Here is a 21,198-nt window from a genome sequence, read left to right on the forward strand (position 1 = left end):
CTTGTCTGATTATTTTTAATGCGGCCGGATATCCAGCCGAAGCGCATCCACATACCGCCCTTCACTGTTCTGCTGCCAGAACCAGCCTTGCCCTTGTTGTGCCTGCGTTAGTATTTTCTCTGGCCATCTCGGCCACGGCAGGTGGCGCACACCGGGCAGTTCCACTACTGGTGCGTCCGGCAAGCCGGTGAGTTCCCGGCTACGCTGCGGAACACGTCGTAAGCCGCGTAGCCACTGCGCCCAGCGCGGCCCCGGTCGCCATAGCGCCCACAACTGGTCGGTCTGCTCCACCAGTCGTCCGCAGCGTTCTGTCTGTGGTGAGACATGAGCTGCCGTCAACTGCGCCAGCCAGTACAGCCAGCCCTGTGTGTCATCCAGGCTCTCTTCCAGCCATTCCCGCCCGGCACGCTGGTAAATCACCAGCGGCCACGGTCTGCCCGTGCTGTCTCGCGATGCGGTCAATACTCCGGTCAGCCACTCATCACGCCCGCCAATGGATAAAAATTCCGGCGACAGAACAAAACTCCACGGCAATGGGTGGTGTTCCGGCAGCGCCGTTTTCTCACGCGGTGACAGGTGCATCCAACCGTCATTTATTCCGGCCTTCGCAGCATCCGTTCCTTCCGGCAGAACAATATGCCGCCCCTGCCCCAGCCACGTCTGCTGGTTCAGCCACGCCTGCCACACCTGCCCTTCGTTCGCACTCACCCGCCAGCGTACATAGTCCCGCTGATCCGGTAGTCTGCCAAACATCGCCGGAGCCGATACTGCCGTAGCACGGCGCATCAGAGAATCCTCATAGGGCAACTGAAGTTTTGCAGCAGCTCGCGATCCACCGGGTCAAAATCCCGTCCGGCGGTGATTTCCAGCACCACCCGCCGCCCGTCGAAGTTATACTCCACCTGCTGTGTTCCCCGTACCGCCGTCTCCTGCGACTTACCCGCATCCAGCAGGTGAAACAGCGCCCACGGTCCATTAGTCAGTAGCGTTGAGGTGTCCTGGCGAATGCACGGGCTGGCGGTGATTTCTGCCATTGAGCCGTTGCGCGGCCCCGGCCAGTTCACTTTTAGCGGCCTGACCGGGCCATGAGCGTAACGCAGCACCTGGCCGTCGATATCAATCACCAGTTCAGTGATTGCAGGGTCCATATCCACGACGCGGACCTGCATCGCCCAAGAAAACTTTTTCCCTCCTTCCCCATTAAAAAAAACGCTGCGGATCTGTTTCGCCTCCTGAAATGGCATCAGGTCCGGTCCCTGTAAGGTCATGTTGCCTTCGGTCGGTTTGTAGCGCCACGGGTTGCTGGCGGTATCCGCCAGCGGGGCCAGTTGCTTCGTCCAGAAGGCATCCAGCACACCGCCGCTAGCAAAGATACGGTTAAAATCGTCCGCGCTGACTTCCTGCGGGCTGTCGGTGAAGGGGTAGCGCCCGTCAATGGCATCACGGCACTCATCGCCGATCACCGCTTCCATCTGCGCGTTCAGCACTTCACCGGTGCCGGCGTTGATCTTTCGCGTTCCCTGCTGCGTGAGCTCCAGCAGAATATTTTTCAGCGGTGCGGGCAGTTTTGCCGCTTCCAGTTGTAGTTTCTCCGCCGCCGAAATGCGGCCCGGTAATGTGCTCGCGGCCAATGCACTGTCGGCGATAGTGAGCTGGGTGTAATACTCATTGAGCATCGTCAGCAGCGAATTTAACTGCGGCGCCCCGCCCCCCTGTCCACTGTCCGTCCGCCCGGAAACCACTTCTCGCAGAGCGGCGAAACGGTCATCCACCAGCGATTTTTCCAGCCGCTCTTCCGGGTGGATATCCTGCAACAGCTTTGCCGTCTGCACTGCTTTTCCCGCATTACCGGAGAGCCGGTCCTGCGCGCGCTGGGCCATCTGTTTTTGTCTGGCCTGCGCATCCAGCGGCGGTACCAGCGTGGTCTGCTCCACCACCGCTTTACTCAGGCGCATCAGAGGTGAGTCAGGCGAGGCCAGTGTGCGAAGCACCTGAAGGTCATACGCCAGTCCGGGACTACTGTCTTCGCCGGCACTGTTGATGCTGTGAATACTAGCCAGAAAATCCTGCCAGTGGCGGGCATATTCAGCCAGGTACAGGCGGCGTACCTCACGGGTAACAGGGAGTTCCTGCCCCGGCAACTGGCTCATCACAATATCAGTCGTTTTTTTTGCGCGTTTTCCCGGCCCATTACCCAAGCGTCGTCCGCTGATGCGGAGGCGACAAACTCCGACAGCCGTTTGTCGAACAGTTCCCGGTAGCCTTCGCGAGTAAAGATGCCGGGCACGCCCCTATCCAGCGGCGCGCCATCCGTGCGGACAAAAACCGTCCCCGCATCCGCGCCCACCGCGCGAACCAGCGAAAACTCCTGCGGTGCTTCGCTCTCCATGGAAGCCAGGGCTCGAGTATAGATACGCTCGGTGCTGGTATGACCGTCAAGGAAAGCCCGCGCCATGCGGATCAGTCCCTCATCTTTGTCATAAGGCGAATGCACCACGCGGCTGCCGTCAAACAGGGCGTCGATATGTTCCAGCACCGCTGCACGGCCGCCGAACTCCGCCACGCTATCGCGGTTTTCCAGATCGTTCAGTACCCAGGTGTGGATCTCCGCTGCGTTGTATTTGTCCTCGTGGTCTTTATCAAGATTCAGCAGCAGATAAACATGCAGAACGTCATACGCGGCTTTGCTGTCCTGACGAGCAATGGCATCTGAAAGCACATATTCCATGCGCTTCACCAGTGGCGGCAACAGGAGTTGGTCCAGCAGGCGGTCATACAAGGATGCCACGCTCTCCATCACTGGCGGAACGCTGTAAAGACCATAACGCCAGTCCAACGGCGGTGAGTCCGGGTCCAGCCCCGGCCAGGCAGAGAGCGCCCGTGCCTGGTTCAACAGGACTGGGACAGGCTGCATAGCAGGTTTTCCGGTATAGGCTTTGACGTCACCATCCAGTTGGACCGTCCTGCTGGCGATTTCATTCAGATAGCCGCTGTTACCCTGCTGGCTGCCCTGCATTCCCTGCCACAACCAGAAAGCCAACGCTAGTACCAGCAGATGCCCGCCAGTACGCAGCAGGCGATAACGCCAGGCCCATTGAAGATTCGGCTCCACCAGGTGTGCTTCACGGAAGATAAACTGGGTCAGTAGATCATGCAGAAAATAGCTGCGGTTGCCGTCCAGTAAGGTATGAGAAGGTGACTCCACTTTCCCTTTGATCGCCCGGACAAAGCGCTGCCAGATGCCCGTCTGATCGGCCACCGCGTCTGCCTGCGCCTGTGCGGCGCTGGTAAAAAATACGCCGCGTAGGGTGTTGTTAAGCTGGGTGGCGTCAAATTTTGAATCGAGGAAAATCTGTTCAATGGCTTCCAGCAGCGGCGCGCCCAGCGCGGAAAATTCGCGCGGAAAGCGGTAGAGCCGTTGACGGCTTTTAAGGTCGTACTCTTCCTGCAACCGGGTATCCAGCCCCTGCTCCAGCCGCAGCGTCAGATTTGCCAGTTCCTGGCCACAGAGCGCATGCAACGACTGCGGATCGCTGGCGTGACGCCTGCGGCTGTATGGCAGGGTGAAGCCCCAGACCTGGGCACGCAGGTGACTGGTCAGCCCACGGAAATACTCCGTAAAGCCCGGCAGCAGATCCATCTTAGTGACAACCAGATAAACCGGGAAACGAATACCCAGCGTCTCACGCAGTTCAGCCAGCCGCGCACGCAGAGCCGCACAGGCAGCCAGTCGTTCCGCCGGGGACTGCGCGGTCAGATCCGCCACGTTTAGCGTCAGGATAACGCCGTTCAGCGGCGCGCCAGGACGGTGTTTGCGCAGCAGCCCCAGAAAGCCCTGCCATTCCCCTGCGTTGCGCTGGGTTGCACTGATTTCACCGCCATCATCGTGGCGGGCATAGCGCCCGGCGGTGTCGATAAGCACCGCCTCGTTGGTAAACCACCAGTCGCAGTGCAGCGTGCCGCCGCCCGGCACGGTGAGGATATGCGCGGTCTGCTCCATCTGCTCCGCCAGCGGAAACTGTAGCCCGGTGTTAAGCAGCGCGGTGGTTTTACCATCGCCGGGGCTGCCGATAACCATAAACCACGGCAGCTCGTACAGAAAACGCTTTCCTTCCAGGACTTTACGCCAGCCGGGCAGGTCTACGCGCAGTTGTTTCAGTTGCCGGATGGCGCGAGTGACAATATGGCTGACGGTACGCAGGTCGGCTTTAATTTCCCCTGCCACAGGTACGTCTTCCCCACGCGGATGCAGGAAACGGCGTAGCAGTTGTTCATCCAGACGCAGCGCTCGCCACAGCCGGTACAGGCCATACAGCGCATAAGACAGCAGGATCAGGCCGATAAGCGACAGACGCAGCCACAGCGGCGCAAATGGATGAACATTACCGAAGGCCAGCAGGGGTGAAACAAAACCGATGACAAGGCACAGAACCGTCACGCCAATGATGCTCATCGACCAGTTAACCAGCCACAGTGCGAGGAACATCAGTAACAGAACGATGGTGACTACCCGACTTCCCACGGACGCGAGCGGATGCAGGGTGTCAAACGCCACCAGCGGCCCAATAAACCAGATCAGCAACGCCAGCATCACCACGCCAACAATGGCCAGCGCGCGGCGGGAAAACAGCAGACTGAGAAATTTTTGCATTATTGTTCAGAACTCCATGCGATAATCAGTAATAGCAAAATGCCCAGGGCTGAAACCCCCTTTCCTGTACGCGATACTGAAAGAAAATAAAGAACAATCTGAATAGCCACTGAAATAGAATAAATTAATTTTCTGATTACATCTCTATTTCCATTTCCCTGAGGTAATGCTGTTATTGAAGGGTCCATATCCTGCATCCACTGGTACTCACTCCCGGAAAAAAGCATGATAGTGACCAATCCCATAATAAATAATAACCACCCTGATATCTGAATTATTTTTCTCATGAAGACTTCCAGGTAGTTATTAATAAACTAGAGAAATGTAACCAGTTATTTATAATAAAATCGCCATAGCTGGTATCTTCCTTTATTTTTTCCAGACTAAGGGAAACACCTCGATTATAACGAGCTCCAATAATTCTTATTTGTTCTTTTGTCAGGTGAGGTAAGGATACCTGAAAACCATCTTTTTCAGCCAATTGATAAAGATGTCTTGCAGCTAATTGTATATTAAACACATCATGCTGGAGACAATTTGCCAGCTCACGCAACTGAGAGTTGTCCATTTTAGTCTCATCAAGCCCGAGTGTTCTGGCTGCAGTTCGCAATTGCATACTCACCGCACCAAAAGAAGTTTTTTCTGGTTTCGAAGCGATTGTGATATGTTCATCAACCCATTCAGGCCCACTCCAACTCATAGCACGAAATTCAAATGCCAGCGTGTCTATAATCTGAGGATCTCCCCCTACTTCAATCCAACAAACTCCAGCAAGTAAGGGGGTAGGTAAATGCCAGGCATTTGCAGCTGCATTGATCAAAAGACAGTTATGCTTCACCCAACCATCTTTAAAATAACGCCCAAATGCTACGCCTCCCCCCCATTTTTTAGGCGCCAGTTTCCAGAATATAAATTCTGTTACTCCCCACACTGGCGAATGGTTAGACGCATTACACTCTAGCTTTTCCATTATTAATTCACTCCACCACCAGAATTTCCACCCGGCGATTCTGCGCTCGTCCAGTTTTAGTACTATTATCAGCCACCGGCATAGTATCCCCTTTACCGACACCCCGAATTCGGCTAGCCGGAACGCCACCAGATGTCAGCAGCGAAGCTACTTCTGCCGCACGTTTTTCCGACAACACCTGGTTGGACGGGAACTCAGCGGAGTGGATCGGTTGGCTGTCGGTATGGCCGGTCACCGTCACGGCACCGCCCACTCGCGCAATCTCCCGCGCGGCCTTATCAATCACCGGGCGCAACGTGTCATTCACGGTTTTCTGCCCCGGTACAAACATGGTGTCGCCACGGAATACAACCCGACTGTGGTGCTCATCTTCCTCAACCGTTAGCAGGCCACGCGCGATTTCGTTCGCCAGCAGGATTTTCAGCCGCAGTTTGTGCACCGGAACGGGCGGTGGCGGCAGGTGTTTACCGATGGCGTCGATACGTTGCTGTACGGTTTCTGTGGCGAGATCCATCCGGTGGCTATAAAGGCCAAATACCGTCAGCATCACCAACAGAGCTATTCCTGCACTCAGCCAGACCGGCATCCGGCGCATCCGCCGCATCCGTCCGCTGACGGCACCGGTAAACCCCGGTGAGAGCGTCGGCGTTATCGGATCGCGGCGCTGGACCAATTGGGTCAACAATTGCTGACGGATATCGTCCAGTTGCTTACGCCCGTCGGGCCGAACGCTGTAGCGGCCTTCAAAACCCAGCCCCAGAATGTGGTATATGATTTCCAGCACATCGCTGTGCTCCTGGAAACTTGCGGCCAGACGCCCAATTATCTGAAATAGCTTGATGCCGCCTTCACTTTCGCCATGAAAAGTAACCAGCAGGCTTTTTCCAGCCCAAACACCACGACGCCCCCAGGTGGTGTTGTTGGCAGCTTCGTCAAGCGACGTACACAGGCAATAGCGCACCGCCAGCACATGTTCGCGCCGCAGGTTTGCCTGATCACACAGCGTCTGGTATCTACGAACTTCACGCTCCAGTAGGACACGGTAATGTTCGACAAAACCAGGGGAAAGTTCGCGGGGCATTTGCGCCAGTGCGCATAGCAACGGGCTGGCCGCTGCCAGTAGAGGATTCACGGCAGCAGTAATTTCGGCCAGACGAAGCTTCATATCCGGGCCATCTTCAACCACCACCTTTATATCTTCCCCACGAAGGCTGTCCTGGATGTCATTATCAGGCGACTTTGTGCCACCCACTGATGGCTGGAATGACAGGGTATTCACCGCAGGTGGCGTCAGAATCTCGTCGGTCATTTATCGCGAACTCCCCACAACTCCAACTCCAGCCCCGGAAATTCTCCGGCGGTGTGCATCGCCATACCGCCATAGCGGGCGATATGTTCCCACAGCACACCGTCGCGGCGGATGTCGTAATAGATGTAGCCAGCCTGGAACGGGATCTGACGCGGCGGCACCGGCAATACCTGTAAAGCAAGACCCGGCAGGTGCGAGCGAATCAATTCCGGCAGGCGTTCGGACGGCCCTATTTTGGTCTGGGCCGAAAAATGTTGCAGTAAGGTGTCTGCGGACATATGCGCCTTCACCGCCAACACTAATGAGCTGAAATCTGACAGTTCGGAAGGCTCAACCACCGCATTGAGAATACCGTAAGTTCCCTCCTCCAGAGTGATTCGCTGCGCTCCGCGGATCAGCACAGCATTCAGCAGGTACTGCACCTCATCCACTACCGATTTCAGCCCGGCATAGGGCGTCAGGTGCTTATATTCTTTATATTCTTCCGGACGGCGCGTCTGTGGCCGTACGTAGGTAGAGAGTTCCCCAGCCAGTTCACACAGGTTCCGATAGAGCACTTCCGGCGACAGCGGCGTTTTCGCCATATGAATCAGTAAGGGGCCGAAACGATTGAGAATTTGCAGAAGCAGGTAATCCGATACCTCTGCCGCCTCATGGCCGTGTTTATCGCTGCCCGTCAACCGTTGCGCCAGTGAATCTGCGCGCATTTTTATCAAATCGTTGATCCACGATAGCCACGTACATATCAGTGCGCTTGCCTGGTAATTTGCCACCGGCGGGATCAGATCGTTGTCAAGCTCGATGCGTCCATCAGGATGTATCGTCGTAATGCGCGTCAGGGGCAAACCGATCCACGCATCTGTCACCGCTTTTTCCGGCAACAGTCGCAGGCGCAGGTGGCTAAGTTGCAACAGTTGTGCGCCGCGCCCCAGAGAGTTGGCATCGCGGATTTCATTTTCATGCACCGAAAAGCGTGCCAGTGATTCCGGGTTATTGCCGAAGCTGGTTTCTTCACTGTTCGGCGTACGTATTGGCACTGCCAGATAAATCAACTGGTTAAGGTGCTCTGGTAGGATGGTCAGAGGCGGCGGTAGTGGTGTGTGACCCGGCGCATTAAACGGCGTACCGTCGGCAAACACTCCGGAAGCCTTCGTGAGTACCAGTTTTCCGATGTTCAGCGCCTCACTATCAATGCCGTATTCACTGAAGCCCCAGAAAAAAGGCGAAAGCGGCAAACTGCGGTAATGAATGATATGTTCCAGATAGCGTTCCTGCTGCTGAAACATCTGTGGCAGCAAAAATTGTCCTTCACTCCAGACCACACGGTTATTCCAACTCATAATTTACTCATCCCGTTCTTTAATCACTATAGCGCTTTGCTCTATACCGGCATCCAGTTCGACTTTTTTCTTCGGCATAAAGCGGCTGTACCAGCTTTTTTCCGGGGGATCAGGAATTTTATACGTGGCCCGCCAGACTGATTTTCCCAGATTGCGATAGCCGGCGAGGATCCCCAGTGCCATGGTTTCTTTATTGAGAGCACGACGCAGCTTTTTCTCCTCGCCCGGGCGCAAGATAAAGCTGTCGCGGTGGAGTAAATCATCGGCAAGAACAGCTTTGTCATTGTCCTGAAGGGACCACCAGTCCGCCGCTATGAAAGCTGCATCATTTTTCAGTTCATAAACGCGTATCTCTATGGGCGCGGCTTTTTTCTGATTGTCAGGATTCACCTTATCGGAAGCCTTAACCACCAGATCGAGTCTTTGTGACATCAGCTCCGGCACATCGTCGCTGTCAATGCTGCACCCGGAAAGCAGGCAGACAAAAGACAAAGCTACCGCACATAACCACCCACCGGGGTTACGCCATTTATTCACTGTAATTTCCTTTAAAATCAAATAATAAAAACCGGCCAGGCTATATACCTGGCCGGGAAAATATTGCTTAAATTTCTTTGTTAGCTTTGAAATCGTAACCTGCCGTGATAGTGCCGCCACTGCCACCCTGCTGGTTCTGCACCACGTATTCCTGCTTCACGGTGCTGAAAGAGAGTTCGACTCTCTCGCGGGAGGCGATCTCACCCTCCTTACTACCACTGGGGGAAACAACAGCCACAATCAGGTCAGTGAAGGTATATTTGAGGTATTCCAGCGGATTGCCGCCTGCTTTGCGCATGACAAGGATGGACTTCGGAATATGCTTACCAGAGGCGCAGTATTTGAACAGGTTCGGGCTAGCGCGATCGATGTAATGTTCAAACTCCAGGTTAGTCACGGAGACTTTGCCGGATCCCAGACCGCTACCTGCGTGCATGGTGGACTCCTGGTGGATATTCCAGCGCCAGCTCAGCACCTCAATTTCATTTTTATGTTTGTCATCCATTGACTCGCCGTCAATGCCGTCAATTTTCAGAAAAATATCATAAGCCATTTTCATTTCCTTATTAAGAATTACTTAAAATAATCCCTGGTTTATCTTCGCATATGAATTCAGGTAAACCATGGCCGTACAGAACCCCCTCTCCTTAATTTCAGAAGAATAGAAGGCTATATAATTTCCGGTAATGAGATACCGGCACGTCATTAATTCACAAAATGAATGTATTACTTCTATTTACATGTCACAGATATCGATGACTCTCCTGGTACCCGCTGCCCCGGCAAAGAAGATGCCTGGCACTGTGTCGCCAATGCAGGGACCGGTTGTGATAACCAAACCTGTCCATGGTTATAAATACAGGAAACCCAGTAACGTTCACTATTCTGATTACTGGCCATTGTGGTATCCCATATTTGCCTGGTTTCACCCTTTATTGTCTCTGTCTCTGGTTTTAGATCCACCCGATTTTCAGGTTTTCCCTGCGACATCCCTACCCCGTCCAACCACAGACGGGGTTCATAGCGGGAAGATCTCTGCCACGATGCAGATATATCTGGCTCCAGTACTGTTGTTGAGGATTTTATATTGATAAACACGGGGCAACTGACTTCCCACGCAGTAACAAATTGTGAATAAAACAACATAAAACCCAACAACAGAGAAAAAATAAAACGTGTCCCCATTGAATCTATCCTCTACTCAATAATATAAAAAGCTTCCGCATTATTACTGGCATCAGGATATGTTCCATCGCTGCGCATTCCACCTTTTCGGGAAATAGGGCGTGCAGAGACTTTCGTGGTTTTACCTGTCCACTGGTCCATAACATAAATATACTGACTATCCTGTTCCAGATAGAAAGCGGCATGCTTATGCTCATTCTGCCTCGAGGGATACTTTCCGTTAACAAAAGTGGCAATTGCTGTTCCTCTGGGGATCGATTTATCCCCAAAAACCTTTCGCCCCTGCTTCCAGGCTCCAGTATTCCCCACATGTGCATATACCTGAACTAAGAACACACATTCCTTTCTGTCTCCTGCCCCCGCCATTCCCACCATGTCAGTGCCCTGCAATGAATCTACCAGTCCATAAACATATGCCATATATCCCCCAGAGTATTACCCGGCATCATTCATTAAAATATTCATAAAAATCAGGCATTACCCTGTTTTACTGACGGCAGTTTTGTCACCAGACGCAGTGATCCTGTTAACCCTTCAAGCTGAAAATGCGGGCGCAGGAAGAATTTGGCGTCGTAATAGCCCGGATTCCCCTCCACCTCTTCCACCACCACTTCGGCAGCTGCCAGCGGGCGGCGAGCTTTGGTTTCCTGCGAGGAGTTCACCGGATCGGCGTCAACGTAGTTCATGATCCATTCATTGAGCCAGCGCTGCATATCTTCACGCTCTTTGAACGAGCCGATCTTGTCGCGCACGATACATTTAAGGAAGTGCGCAAACCGTGAACAGGCGAACAGATATGGCAAACGAGCTGAGAGATTGGCGTTGGCCGTAGCGTCCGGATCGTAATACTCTTGCGGTTTTTGCAGAGACTGCGCGCCAATAAAGGCGGCGTAATCAGAGTTTTTACGGTGGATAAGTGGGATAAAACCATTTTTCGCCAGTTCAGCTTCACGACGGTCAGAGATTGCAATTTCTGTCGGGCATTTCATATCCACGCCGCCGTCATCGGTCGGGAAGGTATGACAGGGCAGATTTTCCACCGCTCCACCAGATTCCACACCACGGATCAACGTACACCAACCGTAATGTTTGAAAGAACGGTTGATATTTACACCCATTGCATAGGCGGCATTACTCCAGACATATTTGCTGTGGTCTGCGCCATCTGCATCTTCTTCAAAATCAAACTCATCGACAGGGTTTGTTTTCGCACCATAAGGCAAACGGGAGAGAAAACGTGGCATCGTCAGGCCAATGTAGCGAGAATCCTCACTTTTTCGCAGCGAGTTCCACGGTGCGTATTCGAGGTTTTGGGTCACAATTTTGGTCAGGTCACGCGGGTTAGCCAGTTCCTGCCAGGAGTCCATCTGTAACACTGACGGAGAGGCCCCGGCAATAAACGGCGCATGGGCTGAGGCTGCCACTTTGGCAATGGAGCCGAGCAGATCCACATCCGGTGGTGTGTGATCAAAATAATAATCCGCAATAATACAACCATAAGGTTCTCCGCCTAACTGCCCATATTCGGCCTCATACAACTTTTTGAACATGGGGCTTTGATCCCACGCGATCCCTTTGTAACGCTTCATATTTTTCCGCAATTCATCCTTCGAAAGGTTCATAAAGCGGATTTTTAATTTTTCATCGGTTTCGGTGTTGTAAACCAAATGTTCCATCCCACGCCAGGAGGACTCCAGTTTCTGAAATTCCGGATGACTCAGGATTAGTTTGATCTGCTCAGTTAATTTGAAATCGATCTGCTCAATAATTGCTGCAATACTTTTATAAGCATCATCACTAACAGTGACCGTATTTGTCAGAGCCTGTTGGGCCAGCGTCTGAACTGCCGCCTCAACTGCCTTTGCAGCCTGAGGAGTCTTGGGACGGAAGGCTTTATCCAGCAGCGAATCAATTTCCGTTTCCTGATAGGCAGTGGTTTGCGCAGCAGAGAGGTCGCCAGTCGCCAGAAGAGTATCGTTTACCATGAAAGTTCCTTAATAAAATCGCAATTAGTCTGCTGTTCCCGTTTCACCTGATAAGACACTTTCCTGTTGAACGACAGGTTTTGGCGCGCTGGCCAGAGCTTTCAGTAACGTCGGGTCTTGTAATAGTTTGTTGATCAGATTTTCTGCTCCCGCTTTACCATCCATGTAGGTTTGCAGGTTGGCAAGCTGAGTACGTGCTTCCAGCAGCTGGTTCAGGGCATCCACCTTACGGGCAATCTGCGCAGGCGAGAAATCGTCCATATTCTCCAGCGTGATATCGACCATTAACTGCCCTTCGCCCGTCAACGTATTGGGGACAGCAAACGCCACGCGCGGCGCGATGGCTTTCATACGTTCATTAAAGTTATCGATATCAATATCAAGGAATTTACGGTCGGTGACCGATGGCAGCTCTTCACGTGGTTTACCGGCCAGATCGGCCAGCACTGCCATGACAAACGGCAGCTCGATTTTTTTCTCGGAGCCGTAAATCTCAACGTCATACTCAATCTGCACTCGGGGCGCTCGGTTGCGGGCAATAAACTTCTGCGCGCTATTGTTGATAGCCATAATCCTTCATTTCCTTATCAGTCAGCCGACGACACCAGGGGAGTGGTCCGACGGTACAGTTTAAAAATCATACGCAGAGAGTATTTTTATAATCTCTTTGTTTTCTTTGTACTTTTCCCGCAGCACAGGGAGTGATTTCTTCGCCGGAGGACACCAGGTATCAACCCCCTTTTCGATGTCTCTTTTATCCTTCTCTGGTAAAGAACTGTCCCATTCACCAGCAAGATGCTGGCACATTTCCGCATCACTCAGAAAATGCTGCACATCCTGTGGTAAAGGCGGTTCCCCCTGAACACAGAAAGCGAACATCATTAACAGAAATGTCCACAACGCCGAATAACGAAAAGTCATATTTAATGTCCATCAATTGACCCGTGCATGAGATATGCTCTCGCGGGAGGACGATATGTTGCAGAAATACGGCCCCTTGAATGCGCATTACCAGACGCGCGCAAGAAATTATCAACCGATGCACGAAAAGCTCCCTGCAAATCATTGGTGGAAGAACTTCCAGTAAAGCGACTGACCCACAGTGCACCACTTAATTCTTTTGCCATAAGGATGCTCCATTAATCCGTTTCAAAAATAACCTGTTCATCGTCATCAACACGAATGCGGATTTGCGTGATGGCCGTTTTCTCTGTCATCGCCTGCAACCAGTAACGGGACAGTTGTGGGAGGATATGTTGTTCGATATAGCCGATGAGCAAACGAGCGCCGGTTTCGTGCATCGGGCAGCGCGACACAATATGCGTAATCAGTTCATCGCCATACACCAGTGAAACACCATGCTGCTCCACCATTCGATCTTTCAGCCTATCGAGATGCAGACGGGCAATAACGCCACGCGCCGTCTCATCCAGCGGTAAATAAGGAATAACCGTCACACGCCCCAAGAAAGCCGCCGGGAAGTGTTTGCGTAGCTCTGGCATTAACGCCTCTTTTAACCCTGCCGAATCGGGCATCAGCGCCGGATCCTCACAGAGTTGGCTGATAAGTTCTGCCCCAGCATTAGTAGTCAACAATAACGTGGTATTTTTGAAATCGATGTGAACACCTTCGCCGTCCTCCATCGCTCCTTTATCGAATACCTGGTAGAACAACTCGTGTACGTCGTGATGGGCTTTTTCAATTTCATCCAGCAGCACCACACTCCAGGGGTGACGGCGTACGGCTTCCGTCAGCACGCCACCTTCGCCATAGCCCACGTAGCCGGGCGGAGCCCCCTTCAGCGTGGAGACGGTGTGCGACTCCTGAAACTCGCTCATATTGATGGTGATCAGGTTCTGCTCACCACCATAGATAGATTCCGCCAACGCCAGCGCGGTTTCGGTCTTACCGACACCAGACGGCCCGGCAAGTAAAAATACCCCTACTGGTTTACGCGGATCAGCTAAACCAGCCCGCGCGGTCTGGATTCGCTCGCCAATCTGTGCCAGCGCGTCCATCTGTCCGGTAACACGCTGCGCCAGACGTGCGGGTAGTTCCAGAATCTGGCTGGCCTCATCTTTCACCATGCGGCCAGCGGGAATACCGGTCCAGTCGGAGACAATGGCGGCGACTACTGCCGCATTGACTTCCGGGAAAACGACGGGGTTTTCGCCCTGCCAACCTCTTAATGCCACTTCCGACTGTTGCAACGCGGTTTCGTCATGCTCGTCAGGTTCTGCTGAACGTTGTTTTTGTAAGGTATGAACCAACTCCAGTTCCTGCTGCCAGCGCTCTTCGGTGTCAGAAAGGTCTGTATTCAATGATGCGATCCGTGTCGCCAGTGTGTCGCCCCGCTCTGCGCGGATACCCATTTTTTGCTGCTTTAATAACAACTCCCGCTCCAGTTCGGCAGCGTTGAGCTGCTGACGCAAATACTGGACTTTCGCAGGCGGGGTATGGAGCGACAACGCCACACGGGCCGCCGCCGTATCCAGCAGACTAATGGCCTTATCCGGTAGCTGCCGGGCCGGAATGTAACGGTGAGAAAGCTGTACAGCGGCGCGCACGGCCTCATCAAGGATCAGGACGTCATGGTGTTTTTCCAGCGTGTTGACTAACCCGCGGACCATCTCAACAGCAGCAACCTCTTCCGGCTCTGCGACCTGTAACACCTGAAAACGCCGGGTCAATGCTGGATCTTTCTCAATATGCCGTTTGTACTCACTCCAGGTGGTTGCGCCGATGGTGCGCAGGCTGCCGCGCGCCAGCGCCGGTTTCAGCAGGTTGGCGGCGTCACCTGTACCGGATGAACCACCAGCGCCCACCAGGGTGTGAACTTCATCGACAAACAAAATCACTGGCTGCGGTGAGCGCGCAGCTTCTGCCAGCAGCGCCTTCAGACGGGATTCAAATTCGCCCTTCATGGACGCCCCGGCTAGCAACGCCCCGACATCCAGCGACAGCAGCCGTACATTACGCAATGAAGGCGGCACTTCACTCTTAACAATCGCCAGCGCGAATCCCTCCACCACTGCCGTTTTCCCAACGCCGGCCTCACCGGTTAGCAGGGGATTATTCTGGCGACGACGCAGTAGAATATCCGTCATGGTACGGATCTCGTGCCCGCGACCGGTGACCGGATCGATACCACCTTCACGCGCCAGTGCTGTCATGTCCTGGCAGTATTTCGCCAATGCGGATTTGCTCCCGGCTGATTCGCTCGGAAATACCTGACTTGCTTCCCCCGGAACAGCAGAATTCAAATCCGAACCGTCATATGGCATTTCTGTTATTTCAGGAGATGATGTGATTAAAGATGGAAGAGTATCTAACAATTCATCTACCGGCAGCGCAGCTAGTGGCGCACAGATCTTTTTTAACACTCGATATAATTCTGGTGTGGTTAACCAGGCAAGTAGTAACCAACCACTACGAATTTTTTGATCACCAAAGCGGATACTTGCCAACATCCAGGCTTTCTCAACAGAAAGATCGATGTGGTGGGAAAAATCGCTAATTACACTCGCGCCGGAAGGTAATATATTCAATTGCTGAATTAACGCCGTCTCAACATCAGAAGATGTTATTTGGTAATGTCGAAGTACATTGTGAATATCATTCTCTGGTTGTTGTATTAGCTGATGCAACCAATGTATCAGTTCGACATAAGGGTTAGCGCGCAATTTACAGAACGTTGTCGCAGATTCTAAAGACCGAAATAAAGGTCTTGTTAGCTTTCCATATAGCGCACTGCGTGAAACAGGAGTGTCCATCTGTTACACCTAATGATGTAAAAACATATAAATGATACATAAATATAAATGTACCGATTAAGATTTCTAATTAATAGAATTATCAAAATCTCAGATTGAAACAATGATGCATATCACAGAATGCAATGTAATATAACGGTTAGTATCTTTTTCATGATGATTTTCAATACAAAAAGTTAATTGAATTCATATCATGAATATATATCAGCAATAATCACCATTATATATTTACGAGAAAATTAATATTGATAAAGCAAATTAATCAGCGTTACTTATCTAAAAAATATAAATAATTACTCTATTAAAAAAAACACTCTATACAGTGATACGTAATGAAACAAAATATTACCTGGGGACTGCAAAAAATACAGGGGCACGGCGTTACCGATGGCACCATTTACGCCACTGCAGGAACACAGATTATCTTCACAGTCAAAGCGCCATGGAGCCCTGTTTTTGATGTGGAGGAGGATACAAAGATTGCTCTCAGCCTGACTCGCCACGAAGAGGCATGGTGGATAATCAATCTGTCCGATGAATATTGTTGCACGGTAAATGACCTGATTGTGGAGCCACATCACCGTATGCGCCTGAATGAAGGGGACCTGATTGAATGGGGGTTATCTTCTTGGTGTCTTGTCCGGGACAATCCGATGTCTCCTGAGCTATGCGAGAAAAAAACGGCACTGCAGCCTGTCATTTCGCCTGAAACAACAACCGAATATCTCGATCTCGACTGGTTTCGACAACAACAACAGCAGCAGCAAAATCCGTTCGATATTATTCCGGTTCATGGCGCAGTCGCTACTGAAGGCACCCCAGATTCAGATACCCCACTAACCTTGCTTTATCAGGAATACCGCCAGGCGTTGTTGTCTCCTGAACAAGATATTCATCGTCATGCCGATCCTTTCCCCCTTAATGGAGAGGGTGGCACGCAGGAGTTGTCTTCATTGCGTGATCTGGTCACTGAAGCCGATACATTACAGGATATGGTCACTGGCGGGTTAAGTATTGACGCTATTCTCGATGTACTGGATGCCACCGGTGAAGGAGAATCTACCTGGCCTACCAAAAAGACTCCTCCTGATATCCTGCATCTGCTTTCTCCTGAATACAAACCGGAGGCAGTGCATAACGCCATTCTGCCCGATCTGACGCAGCGAGAGCACCATGTCATCGGCATTGACAGCCATTACCGGATAAACCCGGCACAACACGGAGATATCACTCATGACAAACAATAACGTGCTACCGGCTACCTTGTCGGCGCTGCTGCGAGACTATTCCGTGGCAGAGGGCATTCAACTGGCGGAACACCAGGTAAAGATGCACCCGGCACAGGCTTCACGTCGGCACAGCCTGTTTCAGTTATTGTGCGCAATCGGTGACTGGTCGCGGGCGCTGCAACAAATTCAGCTGTGCGCCCGAGTGGACGCCAATTATGCTCGCGAGGCTCAGGTATTTGGCGAGCTGATCCGCTGCGAAATATACCGTCACTCCTGCTTTCAGGGCGAACAGCGTCCCGGTTTTATTCTCCCACCACTCGCCTGGATGGAGGATTTACTGGCTGCTCTCGCCTGTAACGCCCGCGGCGAAGTGCAGGAAGCCGATGCCAACCGCAGCCACGCGCTTGAAGCTATAACAGACACCACCGGGCAGTGGAATGGCGGCGTATTCGACTGGATAAGCGACAGTGACTCGCGTACCGGCCCGGTGCTGGAACTGGTCGCTGGTGGCGTGTATATCTGGCTGCCATTTTCGCAAATTCGTTCACTGAAATCCCCCCTGCCGGCTAATCTGACAGATCTAATCTGGAAACCCGTCAATATCACACTTCACAACGGCGACACACACAGCGCCTGGCTGTTTTCTCGCTACAGTGGTTCTGAAAGCGCTGCTGATACCTTGCGTCTGTGCCGGGAAACCACCTGGCAGGATGGGCCAGGAGAAACTCTGGTTACGGCGTTAGGACAAAAAATGTGGCTCACCAGCCACGGCGATATCAGCCTGCTGGATATGACCTCTTGTACCTTTAATACACCCGAAAGCAGTGACGCATGAGCGCCTCTCGTTTGCGCCAAAGCAACCACCTGATGCCTACATTGTTTGATCGACTGTGTGACGATGCCCCGCAGCAGAAGCGCGATCACGATATCAGCGTCAGTTCAGTCCAGTTCAAGGAGATCATCCGCCGGGATTTGTCATTTTTACTCAACACCGTCAGTCATGAAGATGATATTGATGCCACTCGTTACCCAGAGGCGGCAGCTTCTGTTCTGAACTACGGCCTGCCTCCACTGGCAGGCAGCTTTCTGTATGAACACAAGTGGGACGATATCCGCAGGGCTATTTTACGCACGATTACTCGATTTGAACCCCGGCTGAAAGCATCCACCCTGCAAATAATTCCACTACAGGATGAACAACGCCAGAGTGGCCATAACACATTACAGTTTGAAATTCGTGGCGAAATCCTTACGCAGCCGTATCCGACGGCATTCCGGGTACGCAGCGCGTTGGATATGGAACAGAGCCGCATTACGTTTTTTTAATATAGAGGGTGACCGATGGATCCACGGCTACTGGAATACTATAACCGCGAATTGAGCTACCTGCGTGAAACGGGAGCCGAATTTGCCGAACGTCATCCCAAAGTCGCCGCCCGGCTGGGAATGCAGGGAACGGATATTGCCGATCCGTATGTGGAGCGGATGGTTGAGGCCTTCAGCTTCCTGACTGCCCGTACGCAGCTTAAAATTGACGCTGAATTTCCGCGTTTCACCCAGCGCCTGCTGGAGGTCGTCAGCCCCAATTATGTTACTCCCACGCCCTCAATGAGCGTGGCACAGTTGCATCCCGATCCGGAAGAAGGCGATTTGGCGAAGGGATTCACCGTCCCACGCGACACCGCTTTTTTTTCCGCCATTCCGGAAGGCGAAAGTACCGCCTGCCAGTTTCGCAGCAGCCAGGATGTGACGCTGTGGCCGCTCACCATCGAAGAGGTGCGCCTGACTGCAGCTCCACCGGATATGCCTGCTCTGCATCGCTACCTACCTACCAACATTCATGTCGCCGGTGCGCTGCGTATTACCCTGCGCACCTTCGGTGAACTAACGTTTAGCCAACTTGCCGGGCTGGACAGGCTACCGCTATATCTCTGCGGCGAGGAACGCACAGCCTCTCACCTGTTCGAACTTCTGCATACCAGTTCCATTGCCACACTGGCAGGCGTTCCGGGTCATTTTGACGGCGTACTGGATGTAAATCTGAAACAGCCAGTTACCTACGAGGGGCTGGAGCCAGGTCAGGGACTGCTGCCACTGGCCTGGAACGTATTTCACGGTCATAACCTGCTGCATGAATATTTTGCCTGTCCGGAACGCTTTTATTTTTTCACGCCGGCAGGTCTGTCTGCCGGGTTACAGAAAATTAACGGCGGCGTAGCGGAGATTGTGATCTTACTAAATCACCTGCCGCCGGACTGGCTGATCCACCAGACAAATGCGTCACAGTTCAGCCTGTTCTGTACCCCGGTTGTTAACCTTTTTCCCCGCGTCACCGCCCGAATCGACGTCACCCACAGCTCGACAGAGCAGCACCTTGTGGTGGACAGGACCCATCCACTGGATTATGAGGTGTTCTCGGTCCAGGAAGTGGAAGGGCTGGAAACCGACACTACACGGAAAATGACCTTTCGCCCGCTCTACCACACCCGCAATAACGATGAAGGCAACCACGGGCGCTATTTTTCCCTGCGCCGGGAGCCGCGTCGGTTGTCGGAAAACGCCCGCCGCTACGGCACCCGCACCCCCTATACGGGATCGGAAGTGTTCCTGTCACTGGTTGACCAATATGAAGCGCCATACCCGGAAAATCTGCGCCATATCACCATCACGGCCATGGTCACCAACCGCGATCTCCCCTGCCTTATTGCACGCAATGGCTGGGACGATCTGACCGTGGATGCGGCCATCCCGGTGGCGGGCGTGGGACTTATTCGCCCGCCTCGTCCGCCGCAGCATCCACTGGCGGAACGTGAAATGGCCTGGCGGTTGATCCGCCAGTTATCCTTTAATTATCTGCCGTTGGCCGATCTGGATCACCGTACCGGCGGTCAAGCGCTACGCGATCTGCTTAACCTGTTTATTCCGGCGCATGACAGTCCGCAATCACGACAGGTACGCAGCCTGATTGGCTGCAAAACAACGCCGGTCACCCGCCGTCTGCCGGGTTCCGGGCTGCTGGTCTATGGTCGCGGCGTCTGTTGTGAGCTGACGGTGGATGAAGAAGGTTTTTCTGGCATCAGTCCGTATCTGTTCGGCCTGGTGCTGGAACACTATATCGCCCGTCATGTTTCCATTAATACCTTCTCGCAGATGACGCTGCACAGTATGCAGCGCGGCAAAATTATAACCTGGCCGGTCAGGGCCGGACAGCGGGGAAGTGTATGAACGGCGATTTCACTCAGGCGCAGGGAATGCCCTGGCGTTACGGTTTTCTGAACCTGATGCGCCGCGTGAATGTACAGTTGTGTACCGTCCCTGCAGGTAGTGCCTGGCAGCCACGAATGGAAAAATTCCGCCTCGGGCAAACACCTGCGCTGACTTTTGCACCACGGGAAATCGCCAGTGTAAGCTGGCAGGAAGGGCGCCTGCACGTCAGTCTGTACAGCCTCGGGCTGTGGGGGCCGAATGGCCCGCTGCCGCTGCACTACACCGAACTGGCGCGTAACCGGACCGAAAGCTACCGCGATCCGACGCTAACCTGTTTTACTGACCTTTTTCATCACCGCTGGCTGACCCAGTTTTATCAGGCCTGGCGCAGCGCCCAGTCAGCTGGAGGTGGTCTGGATAAACCGAAATATGACCGATTTGCCTTTTATATCGCCAGCCTCAGCGGGCAAGATTTGCGAGAAAGTGTAGACAGCCCGCTACCAGATCACGTTCGCCTGGCGGCATCGGCTCATCTGGCGCGCGAATCACGCAATCCAGACGGGCTGGCTGCCACGCTGGCGCACTATTTCGGCGTGCCTTTCCGGATACAGGAATATGTCCTGCACTGGATACCCGTGGCAGATGATGAAATTACCCGGCTGGGGACACCAGCCCTTTCTTCCGTCATTGGCAACGGCGCACTCATCGGTCAGGCCGTGCCGGACATGCAGTATAAGTTCAGACTGGTGATTGGCCCACTGACGCTGGCCGATTATCAACGCTTCCTGCCTGGCGGCAACAACCTGCCCGTATTGACGGAATTGGTTCGCGCCTTTACCGGGTTTGAATACTGCTGGGAAATTGAGCTACAGCTAAAACCACACGCCGCTCCTCCTGCCGTTACCGGCGGCCCATATCAGTTAGGCTGGACCGCCTGGGCTGGAAAAGCCATGCACGACGATCCGGTGACAGGCATGATTTTCGAACCTGAGCACTATCTGGCGCACTAAGG

At 53.0% G+C, this 21,198-nt stretch carries 19 protein-coding genes and 1 pseudogene; 5 read left to right on the forward strand and 15 right to left on the reverse strand.

What is annotated here, in order from left to right; translation table 11 throughout:
- Window positions 1-15: 15 nt before the first annotated feature.
- The 15 genes and pseudogenes from D9734_RS19105 to tssH form a co-directional block, all read right to left on the reverse strand.
- On the reverse strand, window positions 16-786 hold the full coding sequence (locus D9734_RS19105) for a TagF domain-containing protein (protein ID WP_130209719.1): 771 nt from the start codon (window positions 784-786) through the stop codon (window positions 16-18).
- Window positions 786-4,651, reverse strand: a pseudogene (tssM, locus tag D9734_RS19110) (type VI secretion system membrane subunit TssM). Before tssM ends, D9734_RS19105 begins: the two are co-directional and overlap by 1 nt.
- Window positions 4,651-4,938 (reverse strand): hypothetical protein, encoded by a 288-nt coding sequence (locus D9734_RS19115; protein WP_130209721.1) that lies wholly within the window; start codon window positions 4,936-4,938, stop codon window positions 4,651-4,653. The pseudogene tssM and the gene D9734_RS19115 overlap by 1 nt, the downstream one beginning before the upstream one ends.
- Complete coding sequence (locus D9734_RS19120) at window positions 4,935-5,621, reverse strand: hypothetical protein (protein WP_130209723.1); 687 nt, start codon at window positions 5,619-5,621, stop codon at window positions 4,935-4,937. Before D9734_RS19120 ends, D9734_RS19115 begins: the two co-directional genes overlap by 4 nt.
- A gap of 7 nt (window positions 5,622-5,628) precedes the next feature.
- A complete protein-coding gene (gene tssL, locus D9734_RS19125; protein ID WP_130209725.1) occupies window positions 5,629-6,930 on the reverse strand; it encodes a type VI secretion system protein TssL, long form in 1,302 nt (433 codons plus the stop codon).
- Entirely contained in the window at window positions 6,927-8,270 is a 1,344-nt protein-coding gene (tssK, locus tag D9734_RS19130; RefSeq protein ID WP_130209727.1) for a type VI secretion system baseplate subunit TssK, read from the reverse strand. The genes tssL and tssK overlap by 4 nt, the downstream gene beginning before the upstream one ends.
- Before the next feature lie 3 nt (window positions 8,271-8,273).
- Complete coding sequence (tssJ, locus tag D9734_RS19135) at window positions 8,274-8,807, reverse strand: type VI secretion system lipoprotein TssJ (RefSeq protein ID WP_130209761.1); 534 nt, start codon at window positions 8,805-8,807, stop codon at window positions 8,274-8,276.
- A 67-nt stretch (window positions 8,808-8,874) separates the two neighbouring features.
- On the reverse strand, window positions 8,875-9,360 hold the full coding sequence (locus D9734_RS19140) for an Hcp family type VI secretion system effector (protein WP_000312804.1): 486 nt from the start codon (window positions 9,358-9,360) through the stop codon (window positions 8,875-8,877).
- Window positions 9,361-9,539: 179 nt separating this feature from the next.
- Window positions 9,540-9,992, reverse strand: coding sequence for an STY0301 family protein (locus D9734_RS23805; protein WP_130209729.1), 453 nt, complete (start codon window positions 9,990-9,992; stop codon window positions 9,540-9,542).
- A gap of 12 nt (window positions 9,993-10,004) precedes the next feature.
- Window positions 10,005-10,412: a BPSL0067 family protein gene (locus D9734_RS19150; RefSeq protein WP_042102253.1), complete on the reverse strand. Its 408-nt coding sequence runs from the start codon at window positions 10,410-10,412 to the stop codon at window positions 10,005-10,007.
- Window positions 10,413-10,462: 50 nt separating this feature from the next.
- Complete coding sequence (gene tssC / locus D9734_RS19155) at window positions 10,463-11,977, reverse strand: type VI secretion system contractile sheath large subunit (protein WP_130209731.1); 1,515 nt, start codon at window positions 11,975-11,977, stop codon at window positions 10,463-10,465.
- Window positions 11,978-12,001: 24 nt separating this feature from the next.
- On the reverse strand, window positions 12,002-12,547 hold the full coding sequence (tssB, locus tag D9734_RS19160; RefSeq protein ID WP_130209733.1) for a type VI secretion system contractile sheath small subunit: 546 nt from the start codon (window positions 12,545-12,547) through the stop codon (window positions 12,002-12,004).
- Between the two features lie 60 nt (window positions 12,548-12,607).
- Window positions 12,608-12,898 (reverse strand): hypothetical protein, encoded by a 291-nt coding sequence (locus tag D9734_RS19165; RefSeq protein ID WP_130209735.1) that lies wholly within the window; start codon window positions 12,896-12,898, stop codon window positions 12,608-12,610.
- A 2-nt stretch (window positions 12,899-12,900) separates the two neighbouring features.
- Window positions 12,901-13,104, reverse strand: coding sequence for a hypothetical protein (locus tag D9734_RS19170; RefSeq protein ID WP_240725786.1), 204 nt, complete (start codon window positions 13,102-13,104; stop codon window positions 12,901-12,903).
- A gap of 12 nt (window positions 13,105-13,116) precedes the next feature.
- Window positions 13,117-15,750: a type VI secretion system ATPase TssH gene (tssH, locus tag D9734_RS19175; RefSeq protein ID WP_130209737.1), complete on the reverse strand. Its 2,634-nt coding sequence runs from the start codon at window positions 15,748-15,750 to the stop codon at window positions 13,117-13,119.
- 332 nt (window positions 15,751-16,082) lie between these two features.
- Here tssH and tagK point away from each other — a divergent pair, with 332 nt between their 5' ends.
- Genes tagK through tssG form a run of 5 tightly spaced genes read left to right on the forward strand, consistent with a single transcriptional unit; the run spans window position 16,083 to window position 21,196 of the window.
- Window positions 16,083-16,997: a type VI secretion system-associated protein TagK gene (tagK, locus tag D9734_RS19180; RefSeq protein WP_130209739.1), complete on the forward strand. Its 915-nt coding sequence runs from the start codon at window positions 16,083-16,085 to the stop codon at window positions 16,995-16,997.
- Complete coding sequence (locus D9734_RS19185; RefSeq protein ID WP_130209741.1) at window positions 16,984-17,814, forward strand: type VI secretion system accessory protein TagJ; 831 nt, start codon at window positions 16,984-16,986, stop codon at window positions 17,812-17,814. Before tagK ends, D9734_RS19185 begins: the two co-directional genes overlap by 14 nt.
- A complete protein-coding gene (tssE, locus tag D9734_RS19190; RefSeq protein ID WP_130209743.1) occupies window positions 17,811-18,305 on the forward strand; it encodes a type VI secretion system baseplate subunit TssE in 495 nt (164 codons plus the stop codon). The genes D9734_RS19185 and tssE overlap by 4 nt, the downstream gene beginning before the upstream one ends.
- Window positions 18,306-18,320: 15 nt before the next feature.
- A complete protein-coding gene (gene tssF / locus D9734_RS19195) occupies window positions 18,321-20,204 on the forward strand; it encodes a type VI secretion system baseplate subunit TssF (RefSeq protein ID WP_130209745.1) in 1,884 nt (627 codons plus the stop codon).
- Window positions 20,201-21,196: a type VI secretion system baseplate subunit TssG gene (gene tssG, locus D9734_RS19200; protein WP_130209747.1), complete on the forward strand. Its 996-nt coding sequence runs from the start codon at window positions 20,201-20,203 to the stop codon at window positions 21,194-21,196. The genes tssF and tssG overlap by 4 nt, the downstream gene beginning before the upstream one ends.
- Window positions 21,197-21,198: the final 2 nt, after the last annotated feature.

It is taken from the genome of Escherichia sp. E14S1 (assembly GCF_004211995.1).
In the GTDB taxonomy this organism is placed as follows: Bacteria; Pseudomonadota; Gammaproteobacteria; order Enterobacterales; family Enterobacteriaceae; genus Escherichia.

Coding starts and splice junctions, on each gene's coding strand:
- D9734_RS19140 (WP_000312804.1), bottom strand. CDS start 9,360: ATGGCTTATGATATTTTTCTGAAAATTGACGGCATTGACGGCGAGTCA.
- D9734_RS19165 (WP_130209735.1), bottom strand. CDS start 12,898: ATGACTTTTCGTTATTCGGCGTTGTGGACATTTCTGTTAATGATGTTC.
- tssF (WP_130209745.1), top strand. CDS start 18,321: ATGGATCCACGGCTACTGGAATACTATAACCGCGAATTGAGCTACCTG.
- D9734_RS23805 (WP_130209729.1), bottom strand. CDS start 9,992: ATGGGGACACGTTTTATTTTTTCTCTGTTGTTGGGTTTTATGTTGTTT.
- D9734_RS19185 (WP_130209741.1), top strand. CDS start 16,984: ATGACAAACAATAACGTGCTACCGGCTACCTTGTCGGCGCTGCTGCGA.
- tssG (WP_130209747.1), top strand. CDS start 20,201: ATGAACGGCGATTTCACTCAGGCGCAGGGAATGCCCTGGCGTTACGGT.
- D9734_RS19115 (WP_130209721.1), bottom strand. CDS start 4,938: ATGAGAAAAATAATTCAGATATCAGGGTGGTTATTATTTATTATGGGA.
- tssE (WP_130209743.1), top strand. CDS start 17,811: ATGAGCGCCTCTCGTTTGCGCCAAAGCAACCACCTGATGCCTACATTG.
- D9734_RS19170 (WP_240725786.1), bottom strand. CDS start 13,104: ATGGCAAAAGAATTAAGTGGTGCACTGTGGGTCAGTCGCTTTACTGGA.
- tssB (WP_130209733.1), bottom strand. CDS start 12,547: ATGGCTATCAACAATAGCGCGCAGAAGTTTATTGCCCGCAACCGAGCG.
- D9734_RS19105 (WP_130209719.1), bottom strand. CDS start 786: ATGCGCCGTGCTACGGCAGTATCGGCTCCGGCGATGTTTGGCAGACTA.
- tssL (WP_130209725.1), bottom strand. CDS start 6,930: ATGACCGACGAGATTCTGACGCCACCTGCGGTGAATACCCTGTCATTC.
- tagK (WP_130209739.1), top strand. CDS start 16,083: ATGAAACAAAATATTACCTGGGGACTGCAAAAAATACAGGGGCACGGC.
- D9734_RS19150 (WP_042102253.1), bottom strand. CDS start 10,412: ATGGCATATGTTTATGGACTGGTAGATTCATTGCAGGGCACTGACATG.
- tssK (WP_130209727.1), bottom strand. CDS start 8,270: ATGAGTTGGAATAACCGTGTGGTCTGGAGTGAAGGACAATTTTTGCTG.
- tssH (WP_130209737.1), bottom strand. CDS start 15,750: ATGGACACTCCTGTTTCACGCAGTGCGCTATATGGAAAGCTAACAAGA.
- tssC (WP_130209731.1), bottom strand. CDS start 11,977: ATGGTAAACGATACTCTTCTGGCGACTGGCGACCTCTCTGCTGCGCAA.
- D9734_RS19120 (WP_130209723.1), bottom strand. CDS start 5,621: ATGGAAAAGCTAGAGTGTAATGCGTCTAACCATTCGCCAGTGTGGGGA.